Source organism: Arthrobacter sp. R4-81 (assembly GCF_054792365.1).
The window spans coordinates 721118-738016 of the sequence record NZ_CP096445.1; the positions used below are offsets into that span (position 1 = coordinate 721118).

Here is a 16899-nt window from a genome sequence, read left to right on the forward strand (position 1 = left end):
GAAGGTGCCCCGCGGGCGGACTCGCCGCGCTGTGCATCACCCAGACCACCAGTTGGGGCATCCTTTACTACGCGCTGCCCGCGCCGCTGACAACCGTCACCGCCTTGGCTCATGGCGGCTGAGGAATGGCCGGAAGGCCCGATCGTCCTCGGCGTCCACTGGAAGTTCTCCGAACAACTGGTCCGCACCGCGGCTGGCCTTGCCGACGACCTGGGGCAGCACCTGGTCTGTGCCTTGGTGGATCCTGCCAGCTACCTCACCGAGTGGGAGGGGGACGGCCAACGCACAGCATTGTCACTCGATCCCGTGATCAATGAAGAGTCAGATTTCCCGTCGGGGCAAATGTTGCGGAGGCTTGAATTAGTTCTTGGTAATCCGGGGGAGAGATGGTCCTTCCGGGTACTGAACGGGGACGTTGCCAAAGCACTCGGACGTCTAGCAGAAAGCACTGACGCCTCGTTGCTCATCCTCGGGGCAGCCAAACCTGGAATCCGCGCGCTGATGGAAAGGATTCTGGAGGGATCGGTTTCAGCTGCGCTGACCCGCAGCCAGAACAGACCCGTCCTCATTGTCCCGGTTATGGAATAGCAAAGGTTCGAGAGTGCTGAACCGGTGCACTCAGTTTGTGTCTGCCCCGCGCCGTGTGGGCTTTATCGCGTCTATCGGATTCTCCTGGATGACCGGGTTCTCCTGCTTGGCCGAGTGTTCGTCGAGAATTGCAAGGTGTGAGTTGAGGTCCACCAGACCGCTCGACGCGTCAACGTCCCAGCGGTCCCGCCAGCGGTGATGCCCCTTATGCTCCACAAGCGCCCCCATCGTCAGGAATAGGCGACACCTTACTTGCCCCACCTCAAGGTGATAAGGGGAACCAACTGCTGGTCCGGCCAGCATCTAAGCGGAGTCCATCCCATCATCATGGGCCCCGATGCGACGCCGGCTCCCCTTGATCAATATACCCCGCGGGGGTATATTGATGGTGTTGTCAGTGAAGTGGTTTGTCCCGGCGGGGAGCGTTGACTCTGCCTTTACAGCCGTTCAACCCCAACACCCAAATACCTCTTGGCGTTAGGAACTGGCATGTCCGGAATTGAGTCTCAAAACCGTCACCACCACGAGCATGGAGATCACCAGCTCGACGGCGGCGAGCACCACGAGCACGACCATCACCAAGAAAAGGGTCACCACCACCACGAGCATGCCAACCACCAGCACTCTGGGTCGGGGCAGACCTACAACGTGGAAGGCCTGGACTGCGGACACTGCGTCGAAACTGTCGAGAAAGCTGTCGCAGCCGTGCCCGGCGTCGATTCTGCGACAGTTGATCTGGTGCCGGATGGTGTGTCTCATCTGACGGTATCGGGAACTGCCGATGAAGCCGCGCTCCGCGATGCCGTTACGGCAGCCGGATACAGCTTTAGCAGGTAAATGCTCCCTCCGGAGCCGGGGCAGAATCTGCTCCGCTCGCCGCCTCAGACTTCACTGGAGTTCCATGCCTGTCACGCCCACAAAGCTTTCCCGCTCCGCAGCCCTGAAGGCTGGCGCCGTCGCAATGGTGCTGGCATTGGCTGCCTGCACACCGGCCGCTGAACAGTCCCCGGGGGTGTCATCAGCCCGTGATGCGGACAGCGCCCTGCCCAGTGCACACATCCATGGGTTGAGCGTCAGCGGTGCCAGTGGCCAGGTTCTTCTCGCGACCCACGACGGGCTGTTCGATGTGACAAAGGAACCGGCCACGAAAATCGGTGCCACCAATGACCTGATGGGCTTCACAGCCGGCCAGGGCGAGGGCGTCTTCTACGCCTCTGGCCACCCGGGTCCAGGCTCTGCCATGCCCAACCCCCTCGGGCTGATCAAATCCAGCGACGGAGGCAGAAGCTGGGAACAGCTGTCCCGCCAAGGGGAATCGGACTTCCATGCGCTTACCACCACCAAATCCGGAATCGTTGCCTTTGATGGGGAACTGCGCACCAGCCCCGACGGCAAGACCTGGACAACACTGGCCCAGGGCTTCGTCCCGGCCGCCTTGGCTGGGCACCCCGAAAGTGACATTGTTCTGGCCACCACGACTTCGGGCATACAGCGCTCCATCGACGGCGGCACAACCTGGATGCTGAACGAGTCTTCCCCGCTGATCCAGTACGCCGCCTTTGCCCACTCAACGGAGGCCGTCGGCGTCGAACCTGACGGGACGGTTCACTACTCAGCTGATGCTGGCGCGACCTGGACGAGAAAAGGCCGGATTGACGGCCAAGTCCTGGCGATAGCCGCCGTCAAAGGTTCAGACGGAAATCCCGGGATCTGGGCAGCCATTGATGGGGGGATCCTGGTGTCCACGGACGGCGGGAGCACATTCAGGCCTGCCGTCTCTCCCTGAAGGGCACGAAAAGTAGGAGGTGATCGCAGCTACTCGGGCGCTGCTCGAATCCTGCCGGATAGCAAGCGGTGTTAGTGACGAGGAGTGCGAAAAGCACGCCGGGATGCACGAGCACTGCAGAATCTGTGCTGAGGCTTGCCGATGTGAAGCGGCCTGCACAGACCTTTTGACGTCCCTGGCCTGACGCTACGAGGCCGATCCGATTGGTATCTCCGCTACATGTAGGTGGCGGGATCGACTGTCTGGTCGTTGAGCATGACCTCGAAGTGCAGATGGCAGCCAGTGGAGTTGCCGGTTGTTCCGACGCCAGCAATCTGTCCGCCCTGCGTCAGGGTCTGCCCAACGGAAACGCCGATTCTGTCCAGGTGGTTGTACGTGGTCTTCAGTCCGTTGCCGTGCTCGACGACGATCCGGTTTCCGCCGCCGTACGGACTCCACCCGGCCTCCGTCACTGTTCCCGCAGCTGCCGCCAGAACAGGGGTTGAACACTGTCCGGACAGGTCCATGCCTGTATGCATTTCGTCGAGCGCCCCGGTCAGGGGATTGACACGGAAGCCGAACGGAGAAGTCACGCTCATCGAGGCCAGGGGAGCCCGCAGGGTTGGTGAAGGGGCAGCAGCCGCTGCCTGAACAGGAGCGGGTGCAGGTGCCGGTGCTGGTTCAGGTGCCGGTGCTGGTTCAGCTTGCGGTGCAGGGACGGAGCTCACCTGGGGGCGGTCAAAAGCCAGTGCTGATCCGGCATCTGCAGCCACCGCCGGCTGGGTAGCGGGGGAGAGCACTGTCCCGGCCGCGAGGTCCTGTGCCGCCGATAGCAGGCTGGGCTGGGCGTGGGCATTGGAAAGGGCGGTTAATGCGAACATCCCCGTTACCACCGCCGCAATTCCCAACTTTCGGCCGCGATCCCGCAGGGTCGGAGCGGAGGATGAGGCCGCCCGGTGGCTGCCCTTGGCGGACGTGGAGGCAAAAAGGGCATGGCGTTGGCCGTGTTTATCTTGGGAAGGCAAAAGTAAGTCCTCTCTGCGCCGGCGAAATTAGCTGTCGGATTCGGACGAGTGGACTGTCCGGCCTGCCCTGCCGGACGCCTCGAGGCGTGCAGCTACTGGGCCAGGCTTCACCCCAAGACGCGCAAAGGCATCATCAGTGGGTTTTCCGCCCCCGCCAAGGGAAGTAAAAGTTTCATGGACCGCCGGCGGGGTTTGGCGAGGCGGTCACACGCATACCCAACGAAGGTATGTGGTCCCTCTATGTAAGCAAGAAAAACGATGCGTTACAAATCCGTTATCAGAATAAGGTCACGTTTCGTCTTGCTGCAGGGTAGGATGCAGCGGCTCCGGGTGCCGACGTCGCTCCACCCACCATGAATACCGAGATGCCTTAATGGTTGCTTGGCCTACGATTGGCTGCGTGAAGATCGGAACTCTTGTCGCAGCGATGGAAAGGCGCCAGGTCGGGTTGTATCTGGCCGCGATCATCGTCGGCGGAGGAGCTGGATCATTGGCTCCTGACTCGGCCGGGGTGCTGGAGCATGCAATCAATCCCGTCCTTGGCCTGCTGCTCTTCGCCACATTTCTCGGGATCCCGCTTGCCTCGATTGGTACGGCCACACGCGATCTGCGGTTCATGTCAGCGGTGCTGATACTGAATTTCGCTGTTGTGCCCGTGGTGGTGTTTGCCCTCACCCGTTTCATCGCGGGAGAGCAGGCGCTGTTGGTCGGTGTCCTCCTGGTCCTGCTGACACCCTGCGTCGACTACGTCATTGTGTTCACCGGTCTGGCAGGCGGGGCCAGCGATCGTCTCCTGGCCGCGGCGCCGGTGCTGATGCTGGTGCAGATGCTCCTGTTGCCGCTGTACCTGATGGTTTTCGTTGGCCCGGGGATAGCGTCAGCAATAGATCCTGCACCCTTCGTTCAGGCGCTGGTGGGGCTCATCCTGTTTCCCTTGGCCCTGGCCGCACTGACGCAGGCCCTGGCCCGGCGGGCGTCACTGGGCCGGGCGATCATGGCAGTGATGCAGGCCCTGATGGTCCCTCTGATGATGGCAACCCTGGCGGTCGTTGTCGGCTCCCAGGTTGTGGGAGTGCGGCAGGAGCTGGGCGCCCTGCTGGCCGTTGTCCCGCTGTATGCCGCTTTCCTGATCGCTATGGTGCCCCTGGGCCTCCTTGTGGCCAAGCAGGCGCACCTCGACGTTCCGGCCACGCGTGCCGTGCTTTTTAGCGGGGCCACCCGGAATTCCCTGGTGATTCTTCCGCTGGCACTGGCTTTGCCTGGCCCGTTGGCCCTGGCAGCGCTCGTCGTGGTGACCCAGACTCTTGTCGAACTCATCGGAATGGTCCTCTACGTCCGGCTACTGCCGCTCATCGTCCCTGAAATTAAACGCCAACAGCTCACTTGAGCCTTCTACACCTGGCAGCAAGATCAGGAGCCGGTGCCTCAAGCGCAACCACCGGTAGCGGAACCACCGCTAAGCGGACTCACTGGCGGACTTCTTTCATCGCCGCTTCGAACGCCGGCAGGCTGCGCTCGATCATGTCCTCGTTGGCAGTGAGGGAGATCCGGAAGAAGCCCGGCGTCTCGAACAGCACGCCCGGCAAAACGAAGACGTCCCTGCGGGCAAGTGATGCGGTGAAGGCCTCGTCGTCAGGAATAGGGGAGGGGACATAGAGGTAGAACGTGCCTTCCGGACGCCAGATGCGGTAACCCATCCCACCAAGTTCATCAACCAGTCGGTCCCGGCGGCGCTGCAGTTGATCAATAGAAATGGAGAACTTCTCCAGCTCAGGAAGCGCGTGCTGCAGCAGGGCATTGGGGTACACCCAGCCCATCGCCACCTGCAGGCTGGTGATGGCCGGGGCCATCTCTTCCCGGTGCGGCATGGTGGGCGGAAGAGCCAGATAACCCACCCGTTGACCCGGGGAGAGGTGGGTCTTGCCATAGGAGTAGGCCAGCAGCGTGTGCGCATAGAATTCCACGGGGCTGTGGAAGCGCAAACCGTCGAACACAATCCGGTTGTAGGGCTCGTCTGAGATGAGGTAGATCCGCCTTCCGATCCTCACCGAGGCGGCTTCCAGTAGTTCCGCCAACCGGAGCAGCAGTTCGGGCGGGTACACCCGCCCGGTCGGATTGTTGGGCGAATTGACGATCACAACCCGCGTCCGTTCCGTAATGGCTGCCTCGATGGCGTCGAGGTCAAGGTCGAACGTGGTGGTGTTGATCTTGACTTTCACCGGTACCAGCCCGGCTTCAAGGACCAGAGGCTCATACAGGAACCAGGGCGGCAGGCTGTAGATGACTTCGTCGCCCGGATCGGCCACCGTCTTGAGCGCCAACGCGATCGCGGCGAAGCCACCCGTCGTGAGGTAGATGTCGTCCGGCCGGAAAGGCACATCCAGCAGCCGCTGCAGTGACTCCGCCGCTGCTTCCCGGGCGGCCTCGCCATTGGTTTGGTACGCGAACCACTGATCATTCTGAGGCGTCAGAGCGTCCCGGAGGGTATTGACGTAGCGGTCGGCTGGCATCTGGTGCGGATTCCCGAAAGTGAAGTCGCAGCCCGGCGCCTGCCCGTGCCCGCGCGAGCCATATTCCTTGATATAGGCCTCAACCCGGCGGAAGGAGGGGATCGATGCCAATTGAGCAGCGCGGGCAGATACCGCGGCAATGTCCTGGGCTGTTGACGTGGGATCGTTCATGTCTGCACTCCTGTGTATGGCAGCCTGATGTGGCGGCAGTCGGGTGGACAGCGCGCTGCTGAGCCAGTGGAGGCCGTGCTGGGACCCATTCTCGACTTCAGCAAAGTTGATGTAAAGGCCCTTGGCAAAGGCAAAAGCCAGGTGTCCCCAAAGGAGATTACGACGGCGGCGGTTCCGCGCCGCTGACCGCCAGATGGCGGTTCGCGGGAACCCCTTTGAGCTCTGCTGGCGGTTAGAATCGCTGAACGAAATGCCTAGGCTGAATCACGTCACAACGCGGCTCGGTCAAGCACCAGCCCGGTGGCCGCTTCCCGCCGGGCAGTAGTGCTCCGCTTCTCCACAACAGAGACGGACGCCCAGAATACACAGCCCGGGTCGACGGCGGGTGTTGGCCTGGCTATGACCCCGGAGTCGTGACATCCCAGCCGAAGGCCCTCGCGCTGCTGGACTCCATCGCGGAAAACACCAGCCTGCGAACTGTCGCCGAAGAGATCGGCCTCCACCACTCCAGTGTCCTGACACGGGCAGCTGAATACTCGACCGCGTTGGGTTTCGACATCGGCACGGCCGCCGGACGTGTCCGCTTGTCCCTGGTGCTGACGCTGTGGAGACTTGCGGACCACGGGTAAGAGCACTCGTCGACCAAATGCAGCGCATCGCAAGTACGGAAAGCAATAATCAGCAGTTAGTGTGCCGTCCGGACATAGCCGCAACCCGGCTTAGTCGTTGACCAGCTGCAGGAGCCCGACTGAGGTGAGACGGGCAGCAAACCCGCTGGCGACATCGGCAATTTCAGCTTCTGCGGTCCGCCGGCTGCCGTCCACATCCATGTTGAGGACCGTGGGTGCAAAGCGCACGTGGGTGGCGTCGTCGATGCCGATGAAGTTCAGCCAGTCGGCAAAGAAGGTGCTGCTGAAGTCCTGGCCGAATGCCGGCGCCACCCCCGGCCGGTACACGCCGCTGGTGTGGATGGCGAGGGCCTGCTTGCCCTCCATGAGGCCTTTGTAGCCACTTTCGGGATCAAAACCGAAGCTCCAGCCCGGCTGGGTAACGATGTCGATCCACTGTTTCAACGCGTACGGAACACCGGCGTTCCACATCGGGATGTTGAAAACGTAAGCGTCGGCGTCGGCGAACTGGTCGAAGACAGCACGTGCAGCTTCCCATGCGCTGATTTGCTCAGCGGTCTGATCCTGGCCCGAGAAGACAGCCATCTTTGCTGCCGCAGCAGTGCGCCCGAAGTCCGGCAGGGCGCCGTCGTCGAACACGTTCAGTGTCTCAACCTCAAAGCGCTCCTCAGCGGCTGCCTGGATGGCATCGAGGGCATGGCGGGCAAGGCGGAGGGAGTCACTGTGGGTCTCGCGGGGTGAGGCGTTGATGTGCAGGATCGTAGGCACGGTTTACCTTTCGGTGGTGGAAAGAATGGGCCGAATCGGCCCCTCAACCATCCTTGCTGCGGTGCGGACCGCGGGTAAGAACGCACTTTGATGTGCCTACGGAACTTTCATGTTCCCTCCTCTGGCCTTTGGGGTGCCCTCCCATGGAAGTAGTAGGCTGGCGGCGCGGTACCGAAGAACCAGCAGAGGAAAGTTTGGGGCAATGACTCTCACGGCGGAACAAAAGCGGCAGGAAGCACAAGCCGAATTCAACAGCGGCCTGGGACAGTGCCCTGCGCGCCAACTGCTTGAGGCGATCAGCAGTAAGTGGGTCACCCTGGTGATGCTGGCACTTGCAGACGGACAATTGCGCCACAGCCAGCTCCGCAGGCTCATCCCCGGTGCTAGTCAGAAGATGCTCACCTCAACGCTCCGCTCGCTGGAGCGTGACGGACTCGTATCCCGCCTCGTCACGGCCTCGGTTCCGGTGCGGACCGACTATGAACTGACCCCTCTGGGCCACTCCCTGCTCAGCGTCGTTCACCGGATGAAGGACTGGGCCGAAGCGAACATGGATGATGTTTCGCATGCCCGCATGGAACACGACCGCCGCCACCTCAACCTGGAGTAGCGGCACCTCTAGTTCGGACTCAGCCAGACCCCGCGCCACCCCGCTGCGAGACTAAAACCGCGCCCTGGCGGGGTCGATTCGGCTGTGGATAAATAGTGCTCGAAAGAGTACGTCAGACCTAGGAATCCCTTGACAGTACTAGGCCCTGTCCTTCCTTGGTCTCTTGACTTAGAACTTAGTAAGACTTTACCGTTAAATTGGTTCGCAATACAGCGACCCGTGAACGAGGAGGTTCAAATGCATACCGTTGCACGCAAAGCAAAAGTCATCTTTGCTCTCCTGGTGGGAGCGCTACTGGCTTTTGTTACCGGTTGCTCAAACGGTGGCCCAACGGCCGGACAGCAGATGACCCCGGTGGTCCTGCCGGTTGCGGCCAATGCCGGCTACGCCCCTTGGGACGTGGCGCTCGAGCGGGGATTCTTCGAGGATCATGGTCTGGCGGCCACACTCAAAACATTCGATAACGGCGTTGTAGGCACCCAGGCCATGCTTGCAGGGCAAGTCCACGCAGGCGGCACAGTCGAGATGCCCCTTGTATCCAATCTGTCCAAGGGCGCAGACATCGTAGTACCGGCCCTGTGGTTCACAGGCGAAGAACTGCGGTTGGTTGTCAAGAACGATATCAACCGTCCGGAAGACCTCTCCGGCCGCAAGATCGGCGTTCAAAAAGGCGGAATCAACGATTACGCGTTGCAGCGGTACCTCGAAAAGCACCAGGTTGATCCCAAGAGCGTGACCCTGGTGGACGTTCCGGGTGCAGAGCAAATCGCCACGCTCGCCCGCGGCAACATTGACGGCTTCGTCAATGAAGAACCCATCGTCTCGAGGGCATTCACTGAAATGGGCGACCAGGTTCATTTCCTGGAGCCGACCATCGGTGACGTCACCATTGTGCGGAATTACCTGCAGTTCGACCGTAAGTGGGCTGAGGCTAACCGAGAGACGGTCCAAAAGGTCATCGCTGCTCTGAAGGATGCGAATGCCTTCATCGAGGCTGACCCGAAGGCCGCTGCCGAGATTGCCAGCAAGCGAATCGGCGTGGAGGCCGGCACGCTTCAGAAGTGGTGGAGTGAGGGCGAGATCCGTTGGGATGTCTACCTGGACGAGGAGAGCAAGACGGCCCTCCGCGAAGTCGCAACCTGGATGGCCGAGAACGGTTACGTGGACAAGGCCCCTGAGACCGATGCGATCTTCGATCCCAGCTACCTCGAAGCAGTGGATTCAAGCGCCGTCACACTAAGGAAATAACAGCCATGAGCTCATCGATTGAGTGCCGGAATGTCACAAAGTCATTCCCCCGGCGGTCCAGGTCGGGTTCAGACTACACAGCGGTGAAGGACATATCGATCACCATTGCGGCAGGGGAGTTTGTTTGCCTCCTTGGCCCCAGCGGTTGCGGTAAATCGACCCTCCTTCACATGATTGCCGGATTTTCCAAGCCCACCGCAGGGCAGATCCTGATAGACGGAAAAGCGGCTGGCGGTCCTGATGCCAACCGCGGTGTCGTTTTTCAATCCGACATCGCACTGTTTCCCTGGCTGACTGTCCGCCAGAACATCGAATACGGTCCCAAGGTCCAGGGCCTGGACCGGAAGCGGCGTGATGGACTCGTGGATCAGTACATGGAACTGGTGGGGTTACAGGCACACCAAAAGAAGTACCCCAGGGAAATCTCCGGTGGTATGAAACAGCGCGTGCAAATAGCCAGGGTGCTGGTGAACCAGCCGAACGTGCTCCTGATGGATGAGCCATTCGGAGCCCTGGACGCCCACACCCGCTCACTGCTGCAGCATGAGTTGATCAACATCTGGCAATCCACAGGACAGACGGCGCTTTTCGTCACCCATGACGTGAGCGAGGCCATCTGGCTGAGTGACCGGATTATTACCATGACCCATGGTCCCGCAGCAGGCATAGCGAGCACCCGCAACAACCCGTTCAGCAGGCCGCGTGACCGCATGAATGAAAGCTTCATCGGCCTCTACAACGAGTTGACGAGTGAACTCGACAACCCCAACAACGACGATGTCGCCGACGCCACCGTTAGCGACAGGACCGCGGCCGTCTAGGGCCCGGGACATTATGGGAGGAAATCATGACCCTGCCACAGTCTCAATCGACTGATTCCACAGTGAAATCAACCGCTCCCGCGGGCCTTAGCCCCGCAGAGGGTATCCCTGGTCGTGTACGGAGACCCCTTCCTAAGCCGGTAACAACGGTGCTGGTTCTGTTGGGCGCAGTGCTTGTCTGGTATCTGGTGTCGCTCCAAATGTCACCTTTGTTCCTGCCCGGCCCGCAAGTGGTGTTCGAAGCTGCCATCCGGCTCCTGGCTGCAGGGACTTTGCTCGGTGATATTGGCATCTCCTTCATGCGCGTGATCAGCGGGTGGGTCCTGGGAGCACTTGTAGCCGTGCCCCTTGGAATCATGGCGGGCAGGATACGCATCGTGCGCACCATGGTGGAACCCTTTGTGGACTTCTTCCGCTTCATTCCCCCTATCGCCTTCCTGACCCTGGCGCTCATCTGGCTGGGGCTTGGGGAAGCATCAAAGATCGGCCTGATTTTCTATGCCGCCTTGTTCATCGTCTTCCTCAGCACCATGACGGGGTCCATGTCGGTTGACAAGGAAAAACTGGAAGCAGCAGCAATGCTGGGGGCGTCCCCCCGGCAGCTACTGACGAGTGTCGTGGTACCGGCAACGATCCCCAGCGTCATCACGGGCCTCCGGGTAGCGCTGGGAACCTGCTTCATGACGGTGGTGGCGGCAGAATTTGTTGCCGCAGAGAGCGGTGTGGGGTACCTGATCTGGAACTCACGGCTCTTTGCCCGGACTGACGAGGTGTTTGTCGGCATCGTGGCCCTCGGGCTGATGGGGTTGGTTGCTGATATGGTCTTCCGTCTTTTGCTGAGGAAGGTCGTCTACCGTTACCAGGTGCAGCTATGAACAGCACGGTGACAAATGACGAATCGCTTCTGGGGGCCTACCTGCTCAATGAGCCGCTGATTACGGTCCAGCTCGTTGACGGACCCCGTCTCCAGGAGTCCGGGTTCAGGCAGGCGGAAGGCATTACGACGACGCCGCGTGGCTGGCTTATCGGCACAGGCACACCGAAGATCCTGCCCACGCGGGCCGGACCCTCGACCTACGTGGACATGGGCTCCGAGAAGATCCTGGTGGACTGCGGTGCGGGCGCCACCGAAAGGCTCGTCAGGCTTGGTGTTGATCCCTCAGACCTGACCCACATCCTGATTACACATCATCATTTGGATCACAACGCTGAGCTTGCCTGGCTGGTTCTTGCACCGTGGGTGGACCGCACTCGAAGGAGCTGCCCGCTCATCGTGGGTCCACCCGGGACCGCTGCCTTTGTCAATCGCCTGCTGGCCGCCTACGACTACGACATCAGAACACGCCGCACCTTCGGTATCGCACCGGAGACTTTGGATCCGCGCGTTCTGGAAGTCGACGACGGGACGATGCTGACGGGTGAGGGATGGAGTGCTGTCAGTTTCCGGGTGGAACACGATCCAGTTGACCAGGCGTTCGGCTACCGCTTCGACTGGGAAAACGGCTCGGCTGCAATTTCAGGTGACACAGCACCCTCGCCGAACCTGATCCGGTATTGCGAGGATGTGGACGTCCTTGTCCATGAAGCGCTCTACCCGGGGTTCGGCTTCCCTGCCTATCACACCACCGTGCATCAGCTTGGCGAGGTGGCTTCCGCTGCAAGGGCGAAGCATCTGGTCCTCACCCATCTCATACCCGGTCATCTGCCCGACGAGATGTGGCGGACCCCCATAGCCAGGACATACAAGGGGCCGATCACCGTTGGAAGCGACCTGATGCGGATCTTCTGAGGACAGCGTCACGGGCGAAGCGCAGCGTTAGGGGCGCACTAAACCGGCGCCCCAACGGCCCCTGATCCTAACGGGCCTTGATGTTGATCCGTGACGAGGCCCTGACGGACAGCGTGAGGATATCGGGACGGAACACCAGGCGGCCAGTGCCAAGGAGGGCAGAATCCATGCCAAAGAGCCGGGCATTCATAACCACTAGCGCTGAACGGGGTTCCACATCGAGGAGGCCGCTGAGGCGTTCGTCGGCAAGTTCGGCGCCGATGGAATTGTCAATGCTCTCCAGTTGCACGTCAGTCAGTGCGTCGAAGAGCGCAGTAACGCCTTGCAGGAGCAACGAAGGCTGCACCGGCTGGTTCCCGAAAGCGACCGGCACGACGTGTTCGAGGTAGGCGGCGGGATGGTTGCGCACCCGGAAGACGCGCCAGGTCCGGTAGACCTCCTGGCCGGCGAAGTCGGTCTGAGTCCCGTTGTTCTCCGGAAGGGTTTCACGCCCGAACGAGAAGTTTTCGATGGTGAAGGGAATGCTGTGAGCGGTCAGGTAGTCGGCGAACGACAGGATGAGGTCCACGGGGTAGCTGAGGACTTCCTTCTCATACTGCAGGGCGCTGGGCCGGATGAAGGTTCCTCGCGACCGGGCGCGGTGCACTACGCCTTCTGCTTCGAGAAGGGCAAGGGCTTCACGGAGGGTGGACCGGCCTACGCCCAGTTCGCCGGCCAGTTCAACCTCCGGAGGCAGGCGAAGATCGCTGCGGGCCGCGGCATCATGGATCCGGGACCGCAGGACCTCGAGGGTCTGCTCGATTCGCATCTTTGCCACAACATCTCCTCAGTTCTATACGTCCAATCTTAGTCAGACTATGGCCCGAAAGGATCGAACCATGAATCTAAGTTACACATTGGATTGGAAGGGCGCAGCGTCCATCGAGACTGCTGGCCCTGCACTGGTGGTAGGGGATAGCTTCGGTTTCACGGAAGGGCCGGTCTGGCTGGGCAAGAAGGAAACCTGGCTCTTTAGCGACATCACAAAGTCAACCATGTGGTCTTGGCAACCTCAAGACCTCCCGTCACCATGGCGGCAACCGAGCAACAAGGCGAACGGCAACACTCTTGATCCCGAAGGCCGGGTGGTGACCTGTGAACATGCGACGTCCCGGGTGGTGCGGCAGGAGAGTGACGGCACCATTTCGGTGCTTGCGGAATCGTTCAACGGCCGGCGTCTGAACAGTCCCAACGACGCGGTGTGTGCTTCGGACGGGACCATCCTGTTTTCTGATCCCCGTTACGGGCTGGGGGCGGACTTCGGCGTGGAGCGGGAGCAGGAACTCGATTTTCAAGGCGTCTATCTTCTTCGGGATGGGAACCTCCGGCTAATTGACCGGGACTTTTCCGAACCGAACGGGCTCTGTCTCTCACCCGATGAGCGGACGCTGTACGTCAACGACTCCGAGAGAGGCCTGATCAAGCGGTACCGGATAGGGGATGACTGGTCCATCGGCGACGCTGAGCAGTTCGCAACTCCGCCCTCGGACGAAAAGGGAGTCCCAGACGGCATGAAATGTGACAGGCACGGCAACGTCTGGTGCACCGGATCGGGCGGGATCTGGATCTTTGACCCCGACGGCGGCGCTATCGGCCAGCTTCGCACGCCGGAAATTCCGGTGAACTTCGCATTCGGCGGCAACAAGGGAAACGAGCTGCTGATTGCCGCCGGTTCAACGGTTCTTTGGCAGAACATGGCCGATTCCCTGGCGATTCCCTTGGAAGGACAGATCCAATGAGCATCAGGCTGGACATTTCATTCGAACCGCTACCCGGCCAGATGGAGAAGATCCGCGAGTGGTTCCTGGCCGCGTATGTCCCAGCACTGGAGCGGCAGCCGGGTTTCGAAGATGCGGTACTGCTGGAAACGTACTCCGACTCCGCCCGGGAGGAAATCGGCGCCGCTGCCGCTGAGACCCGTCTGGAAATAGTCATCCAGTTTGCGGACGAAAACCTGCGTTCACGTTGGGAAGTGAGCGAGGACCATAAGCGGGTCTGGGCGGACCTCGAAGTCCTTGTGGATTACAAATTCCACCGCGGTTGGAATGTCCTTGCCAGCAGCAGCTCAGTCCGAAGCAGCAGTTCAAGCCCAAGCACCGATTCAATCCCAAGCAGCGGCTCAAGGGGCGCGCCGTGAACGGCCCAACCCTCGACGGCCCGCTGCGGGTAGGGGTGCTCGGCGTCGGGCACGCCCACGGTCCCATGTGGGCTTCCGCGTTCGCAGCCAACCCAGACTGTGAGCTGGTGGCGATTTACGACCAGGAGCCGGGGCGCGGCGGACCCGTTGCGCAAGACAACGGCTGCCGATACGTACCCGATCTGCTGCAGTTCCTGACGGGCTATGAACTCGATGCTGTGGCGATCACGTCCGAACACGCTTTTCACCGCGAACACATCGAACTGGCGGCCGGGGAAGGCCTGGACATCCTGTGCGAAAAGCCAATCGCCACGTCCTTGAAGGAGGCCGATGCTGCGGCTGAGGCGGTGGCCACGGCCGGTGTGCGGTTTATGCAGGGCTTCCAAATGCGCCTGGACCCGGCAAACCAAGAAGTCAGGGGCATCGTTGCACGCGGCGAACTTGGCCGAATCTCCTCCATCTCCAAACGGCACAGCCATTACTTCGGCACCACGGGTTGGCCCGACGACTCCGGCGGATGGTTTTATGATCCCGTGATTTCGGGTGGCGGAGCCGGACTGGACGAACTGATCCACTCCTGCGACTGGCTGCGCTGGATTTTTGGTGAACCTGCGTCCGTCACGGCGGTGATGTCATCCCACATCCTGGAGTCTCCGGTCGAGGACGTTATCGCCGCCATTTTCCGTCTGCAGAGCGGAGCGATCGCCACACTTCAAAGCAGCTGGACGGATCTGGCCGGGGGAGTGACAACCCAAATCTTCGGTGACCGCGGAACCATTTTTGAGTACTACACGGATCTCGCGTCAACCAGGTGCGAAAAACTCGTTGAGGCTTCGGTCACCGTCCAGCGCGAACCGCTGAAGCGCTGGGAACACCTGACAACACGTCACAGCTTTCCGGCCGTCCACGAGGCCGTAGCCAACGAATTCATCCGCTGCCTGCTCACGAAAGAGGATTTCCCCAGCGTGCTCGACGACGGCCGTTCGAGCCTTGCGATGGTCCTTGCCGCTTATGAATCCGCACGCACAGGAACGTCCATTCAATTCGGCTGGGACGAAAAGGGGATCAACTATGAAAAGCGACCTTAGGGTGGCGCTCATCGGAAGCGGACTGATTGCGCGTTCCTCCCACCTGCCCGCCTGGGAGGCCTGCAAAGGCGGCGAAATTACCTGGGTGGTTGACCGGGATCCGGAACTCGCGGAGAGTGTGGCACGCCAGTGGGGCATCTCCCACTGGGCTACTGACATGTCCGAAGCCCTTCCCAACGTGGACGCAGTGGACATCTGCCTTCCACCGCGGCTTCATGAGCCGGCAGTGCTGCGGGCTCTTGAACAGGGGGTTCACGTTCTGGTGGAGAAACCGTTGGCCGTTGGGCTGGCTGCCTCCGAAAACATCCTTCAGGCTGAGAGACGGGCGGACAGGACCGTCATGGTGGCCGAGAACTGGCCGTTCTCGAGTGTGGCGCGGGCGGCGAAGCAGATTCTGGAGGAAGGAAAATTCGGCGAACCGTTCCTCCTGCAGGCCAACCACCACAGTGCCCTGTTTTGCGAGGACATTCACCCGGAGCAACCCGACTGGTTGAGGGACCCGGAAGGATCCGGAGGCGGGTACCTCCTGAACGCGGGCATCCACTCGGTTGCCCTGGCACGGCATCTGCTGGGCGAGATCAGCGCCGTTTCGGTGATAGCCCAAGGCAGTGCCGGCCAGATGCGCTTCGACCTGGACATGGTTGCCGCCGTCGAGTTCGTCTCGGGCCAGACCGGGAGTTTCACGTTTACCGGGCGCTCGCGCCACTTCGGACCCCGGCGGCTGTCCATGGAGATCTTCACCAGCGAGGGCGCCATGACCTTTGACGTGCTGAAAGGGTCCTTGGAGCTTTCGGATCCAGGAAAGGTTGTTTCGATGGAACCCTCGCCTAAAAGCATGGGGTTCGTGGAAGAAATCCAGCATTTTGTGGACTGTGTAGTCAACAAGGAAACGCCGCTCACATCATGCGAGGACCAGCTGCGGACCCTGACATGCGTCGAGGCCATGTACGCTTCGGCGGCAGCCGGCGGCACCCGCATGCTCGTTGGCCTGAACTCAAATCACGGCAGCCACCGGCCTATGGGCGCCGAACGTCAGTAAGAAGCAAGTCCGTGAAGAACAGGTGAGAACAATGAGCGACACTTCAGCGTACGGCGGCCGTTTGGAACAGTTCCGGTTCCTCCTCGACGCCTGGGCCCTTGCTCCGCTCCTTCCCGTACTGCGCACCGAGAGCAGTGACCAGGCCATCAGCCATGCCATGACCCTGGTTGAGGCCGGGGTCAGCACCATTGAATGCACCGCCACTACCCCCGGCTGGCCGGCCGCCGTCGGGCATCTGGCCGGCATTCGGGGAGTCATCGTCGGCCTCGGAACTGTACGGACAGCGGAAGAGGCACAACAGGCGGCCGACGTCGGGGCCTCCTTCCTGGTGACGCCCATCCAGGCCCCGGAGGTCCGCGCGGCAGCGGATCAACTCCGGATCCCGCTCATTGAGGGCGGCCTTTCTCCGACGGAGATCGCACAGTCTGCGTCCAAGGGAATCGCCAAGCTCTTTCCGGCACATGCCGTGGACCCGAAGTATCTTGCCTCCCTGCTCACAGTTTTGAAGGGAGCGGTGGTTGTTCCCACGGGCGGCATCAGCCTCGGAACAGCTGACGACTGGCTGGCGGCCGGAGCCACCGCCGTCGGCATTGGGAGCGAGCTGGTCCGCACGCTCGAAAAGGATCCCGGCGCGGTTGCTGCCTGGCTCGAGTCCAGAATGAAGGTGTAGAA

Annotated in this window: 20 protein-coding genes, 1 pseudogene and 1 riboswitch; of the genes and pseudogenes, 16 read left to right on the top strand and 5 right to left on the bottom strand. The window is 61.2% G+C overall.

Translation table 11 applies throughout. The annotated features are described in order from the left end of the window. The first annotated feature begins 111 nt into the window (after positions 1-111). On the top strand, positions 112-588 hold the full coding sequence (locus M1E05_RS03430) for a universal stress protein (protein ID WP_461164429.1): 477 nt from the start codon (positions 112-114) through the stop codon (positions 586-588). Positions 589-618: 30 nt separating this feature from the next. Here the strand turns inward: M1E05_RS03430 and M1E05_RS03435 are convergent, their stop codons facing one another. Further along, on the bottom strand, positions 619-804 hold the full coding sequence (locus tag M1E05_RS03435) for a hypothetical protein (RefSeq protein WP_458112167.1): 186 nt from the start codon (positions 802-804) through the stop codon (positions 619-621). Between the two features lie 273 nt (positions 805-1077). Between M1E05_RS03435 and M1E05_RS03440 the strand changes: the two genes are divergently transcribed. The 3 genes and pseudogenes from M1E05_RS03440 to M1E05_RS03450 all read left to right on the top strand — a co-directional run. After that, positions 1078-1425, top strand: a complete 348-nt coding sequence (locus tag M1E05_RS03440) for a heavy-metal-associated domain-containing protein (RefSeq protein WP_458112166.1) — start codon at positions 1078-1080, stop codon at positions 1423-1425. A 64-nt stretch (positions 1426-1489) separates the two neighbouring features. Beyond that, a complete protein-coding gene (locus M1E05_RS03445; RefSeq protein WP_458112165.1) occupies positions 1490-2374 on the top strand; it encodes a F510_1955 family glycosylhydrolase in 885 nt (294 codons plus the stop codon). A 31-nt stretch (positions 2375-2405) separates the two neighbouring features. Next, positions 2406-2558 (top strand): annotated as a pseudogene (locus M1E05_RS03450) (four-helix bundle copper-binding protein); the annotation flags it as partial. A gap of 31 nt (positions 2559-2589) precedes the next feature. On the opposite strand, the gene M1E05_RS03455 reads toward M1E05_RS03450, so the two are convergent. After that, positions 2590-3378 (bottom strand): M23 family metallopeptidase, encoded by a 789-nt coding sequence (locus tag M1E05_RS03455; protein ID WP_461164430.1) that lies wholly within the window; start codon positions 3376-3378, stop codon positions 2590-2592. 4 nt (positions 3379-3382) lie between these two features. Continuing rightward, positions 3383-3554: riboswitch (cyclic di-AMP (ydaO/yuaA leader) on the bottom strand. Positions 3555-3805: 251 nt separating this feature from the next. On the opposite strand from M1E05_RS03455, the gene M1E05_RS03460 reads away from it, so the two are divergent. Beyond that, positions 3806-4765, top strand: coding sequence for an arsenic resistance protein (locus M1E05_RS03460; protein WP_458114569.1), 960 nt, complete (start codon positions 3806-3808; stop codon positions 4763-4765). Between the two features lie 79 nt (positions 4766-4844). Here M1E05_RS03460 and M1E05_RS03465 read toward each other — a convergent pair whose 3' ends face one another. Beyond that, positions 4845-6059, bottom strand: a complete 1215-nt coding sequence (locus tag M1E05_RS03465) for an aminotransferase class I/II-fold pyridoxal phosphate-dependent enzyme (protein ID WP_461164431.1) — start codon at positions 6057-6059, stop codon at positions 4845-4847. Between the two features lie 413 nt (positions 6060-6472). Between M1E05_RS03465 and M1E05_RS03470 the strand changes: the two genes are divergently transcribed. Further along, complete coding sequence (locus tag M1E05_RS03470) at positions 6473-6688, top strand: hypothetical protein (RefSeq protein WP_461164432.1); 216 nt, start codon at positions 6473-6475, stop codon at positions 6686-6688. A gap of 90 nt (positions 6689-6778) precedes the next feature. On the opposite strand, the gene M1E05_RS03475 is transcribed toward M1E05_RS03470, so the two are convergent. Next, on the bottom strand, positions 6779-7456 hold the full coding sequence (locus tag M1E05_RS03475) for an FMN-dependent NADH-azoreductase (protein WP_461164433.1): 678 nt from the start codon (positions 7454-7456) through the stop codon (positions 6779-6781). Between the two features lie 202 nt (positions 7457-7658). Here M1E05_RS03475 and M1E05_RS03480 point away from each other — a divergent pair, with 202 nt between their 5' ends. The 5 genes from M1E05_RS03480 (at position 7659) to M1E05_RS03500 (ending at position 11924) form a co-directional block, all read left to right on the top strand. Beyond that, a complete protein-coding gene (locus M1E05_RS03480; protein WP_458112160.1) occupies positions 7659-8066 on the top strand; it encodes a winged helix-turn-helix transcriptional regulator in 408 nt (135 codons plus the stop codon). A 237-nt stretch (positions 8067-8303) separates the two neighbouring features. After that, a complete protein-coding gene (locus M1E05_RS03485) occupies positions 8304-9314 on the top strand; it encodes an ABC transporter substrate-binding protein (protein WP_458112159.1) in 1011 nt (336 codons plus the stop codon). Positions 9315-9319: 5 nt separating this feature from the next. Beyond that, positions 9320-10135, top strand: a complete 816-nt coding sequence (locus M1E05_RS03490; protein ID WP_458112158.1) for an ABC transporter ATP-binding protein — start codon at positions 9320-9322, stop codon at positions 10133-10135. 26 nt (positions 10136-10161) lie between these two features. Further along, positions 10162-11010, top strand: a complete 849-nt coding sequence (locus M1E05_RS03495; RefSeq protein WP_458112157.1) for an ABC transporter permease — start codon at positions 10162-10164, stop codon at positions 11008-11010. Beyond that, on the top strand, positions 11007-11924 hold the full coding sequence (locus M1E05_RS03500; RefSeq protein ID WP_458112156.1) for an MBL fold metallo-hydrolase: 918 nt from the start codon (positions 11007-11009) through the stop codon (positions 11922-11924). Before M1E05_RS03495 ends, M1E05_RS03500 begins: the two co-directional genes overlap by 4 nt. 67 nt (positions 11925-11991) lie before the next feature. Here the strand turns inward: M1E05_RS03500 and M1E05_RS03505 are convergent, their stop codons facing one another. Then, positions 11992-12732, bottom strand: a complete 741-nt coding sequence (locus tag M1E05_RS03505) for a GntR family transcriptional regulator (RefSeq protein ID WP_458114568.1) — start codon at positions 12730-12732, stop codon at positions 11992-11994. Between the two features lie 70 nt (positions 12733-12802). Between M1E05_RS03505 and M1E05_RS03510 the strand changes: the two genes are divergently transcribed. The 5 genes from M1E05_RS03510 to M1E05_RS03530 are packed head-to-tail and all read left to right on the top strand — an operon-like array spanning position 12803 to position 16897. Further along, positions 12803-13702 carry an SMP-30/gluconolactonase/LRE family protein gene (locus M1E05_RS03510; RefSeq protein WP_461164434.1) on the top strand — a complete coding sequence of 300 codons (900 nt, stop codon included), beginning with the start codon at positions 12803-12805 and terminating at the stop codon, positions 13700-13702. Beyond that, on the top strand, positions 13699-14100 hold the full coding sequence (locus tag M1E05_RS03515; protein WP_458112154.1) for a hypothetical protein: 402 nt from the start codon (positions 13699-13701) through the stop codon (positions 14098-14100). The genes M1E05_RS03510 and M1E05_RS03515 overlap by 4 nt, the downstream gene beginning before the upstream one ends. After that, positions 14097-15188: a Gfo/Idh/MocA family protein gene (locus tag M1E05_RS03520; RefSeq protein WP_458112153.1), complete on the top strand. Its 1092-nt coding sequence runs from the start codon at positions 14097-14099 to the stop codon at positions 15186-15188. The genes M1E05_RS03515 and M1E05_RS03520 overlap by 4 nt, the downstream gene beginning before the upstream one ends. After that, on the top strand, positions 15172-16227 hold the full coding sequence (locus tag M1E05_RS03525; protein ID WP_461164435.1) for a Gfo/Idh/MocA family protein: 1056 nt from the start codon (positions 15172-15174) through the stop codon (positions 16225-16227). The genes M1E05_RS03520 and M1E05_RS03525 overlap by 17 nt, the downstream gene beginning before the upstream one ends. A 31-nt stretch (positions 16228-16258) precedes the next feature. Next, positions 16259-16897: a bifunctional 4-hydroxy-2-oxoglutarate aldolase/2-dehydro-3-deoxy-phosphogluconate aldolase gene (locus M1E05_RS03530; RefSeq protein ID WP_458112151.1), complete on the top strand. Its 639-nt coding sequence runs from the start codon at positions 16259-16261 to the stop codon at positions 16895-16897. The last annotated feature ends 2 nt before the right edge of the window (positions 16898-16899 follow it).

What these genes read in the sequence shown, in the direction of transcription:
- M1E05_RS03530 (WP_458112151.1), top strand. Translation starts at nt 16,259, where the DNA reads ATGAGCGACACTTCAGCGTACGGCGGCCGTTTGGAACAGTTCCGGTTC.
- M1E05_RS03440 (WP_458112166.1), top strand. Translation starts at nt 1,078, where the DNA reads ATGTCCGGAATTGAGTCTCAAAACCGTCACCACCACGAGCATGGAGAT.
- M1E05_RS03505 (WP_458114568.1), bottom strand. Translation starts at nt 12,732, where the DNA reads ATGCGAATCGAGCAGACCCTCGAGGTCCTGCGGTCCCGGATCCATGAT.
- M1E05_RS03495 (WP_458112157.1), top strand. Translation starts at nt 10,162, where the DNA reads ATGACCCTGCCACAGTCTCAATCGACTGATTCCACAGTGAAATCAACC.
- M1E05_RS03510 (WP_461164434.1), top strand. Translation starts at nt 12,803, where the DNA reads ATGAATCTAAGTTACACATTGGATTGGAAGGGCGCAGCGTCCATCGAG.
- M1E05_RS03500 (WP_458112156.1), top strand. Translation starts at nt 11,007, where the DNA reads ATGAACAGCACGGTGACAAATGACGAATCGCTTCTGGGGGCCTACCTG.
- M1E05_RS03485 (WP_458112159.1), top strand. Translation starts at nt 8,304, where the DNA reads ATGCATACCGTTGCACGCAAAGCAAAAGTCATCTTTGCTCTCCTGGTG.
- M1E05_RS03480 (WP_458112160.1), top strand. Translation starts at nt 7,659, where the DNA reads ATGACTCTCACGGCGGAACAAAAGCGGCAGGAAGCACAAGCCGAATTC.
- M1E05_RS03525 (WP_461164435.1), top strand. Translation starts at nt 15,172, where the DNA reads ATGAAAAGCGACCTTAGGGTGGCGCTCATCGGAAGCGGACTGATTGCG.
- M1E05_RS03445 (WP_458112165.1), top strand. Translation starts at nt 1,490, where the DNA reads ATGCCTGTCACGCCCACAAAGCTTTCCCGCTCCGCAGCCCTGAAGGCT.
- M1E05_RS03490 (WP_458112158.1), top strand. Translation starts at nt 9,320, where the DNA reads ATGAGCTCATCGATTGAGTGCCGGAATGTCACAAAGTCATTCCCCCGG.
- M1E05_RS03465 (WP_461164431.1), bottom strand. Translation starts at nt 6,059, where the DNA reads ATGAACGATCCCACGTCAACAGCCCAGGACATTGCCGCGGTATCTGCC.
- M1E05_RS03430 (WP_461164429.1), top strand. Translation starts at nt 112, where the DNA reads ATGGCGGCTGAGGAATGGCCGGAAGGCCCGATCGTCCTCGGCGTCCAC.
- M1E05_RS03515 (WP_458112154.1), top strand. Translation starts at nt 13,699, where the DNA reads ATGAGCATCAGGCTGGACATTTCATTCGAACCGCTACCCGGCCAGATG.
- M1E05_RS03460 (WP_458114569.1), top strand. Translation starts at nt 3,806, where the DNA reads ATGGAAAGGCGCCAGGTCGGGTTGTATCTGGCCGCGATCATCGTCGGC.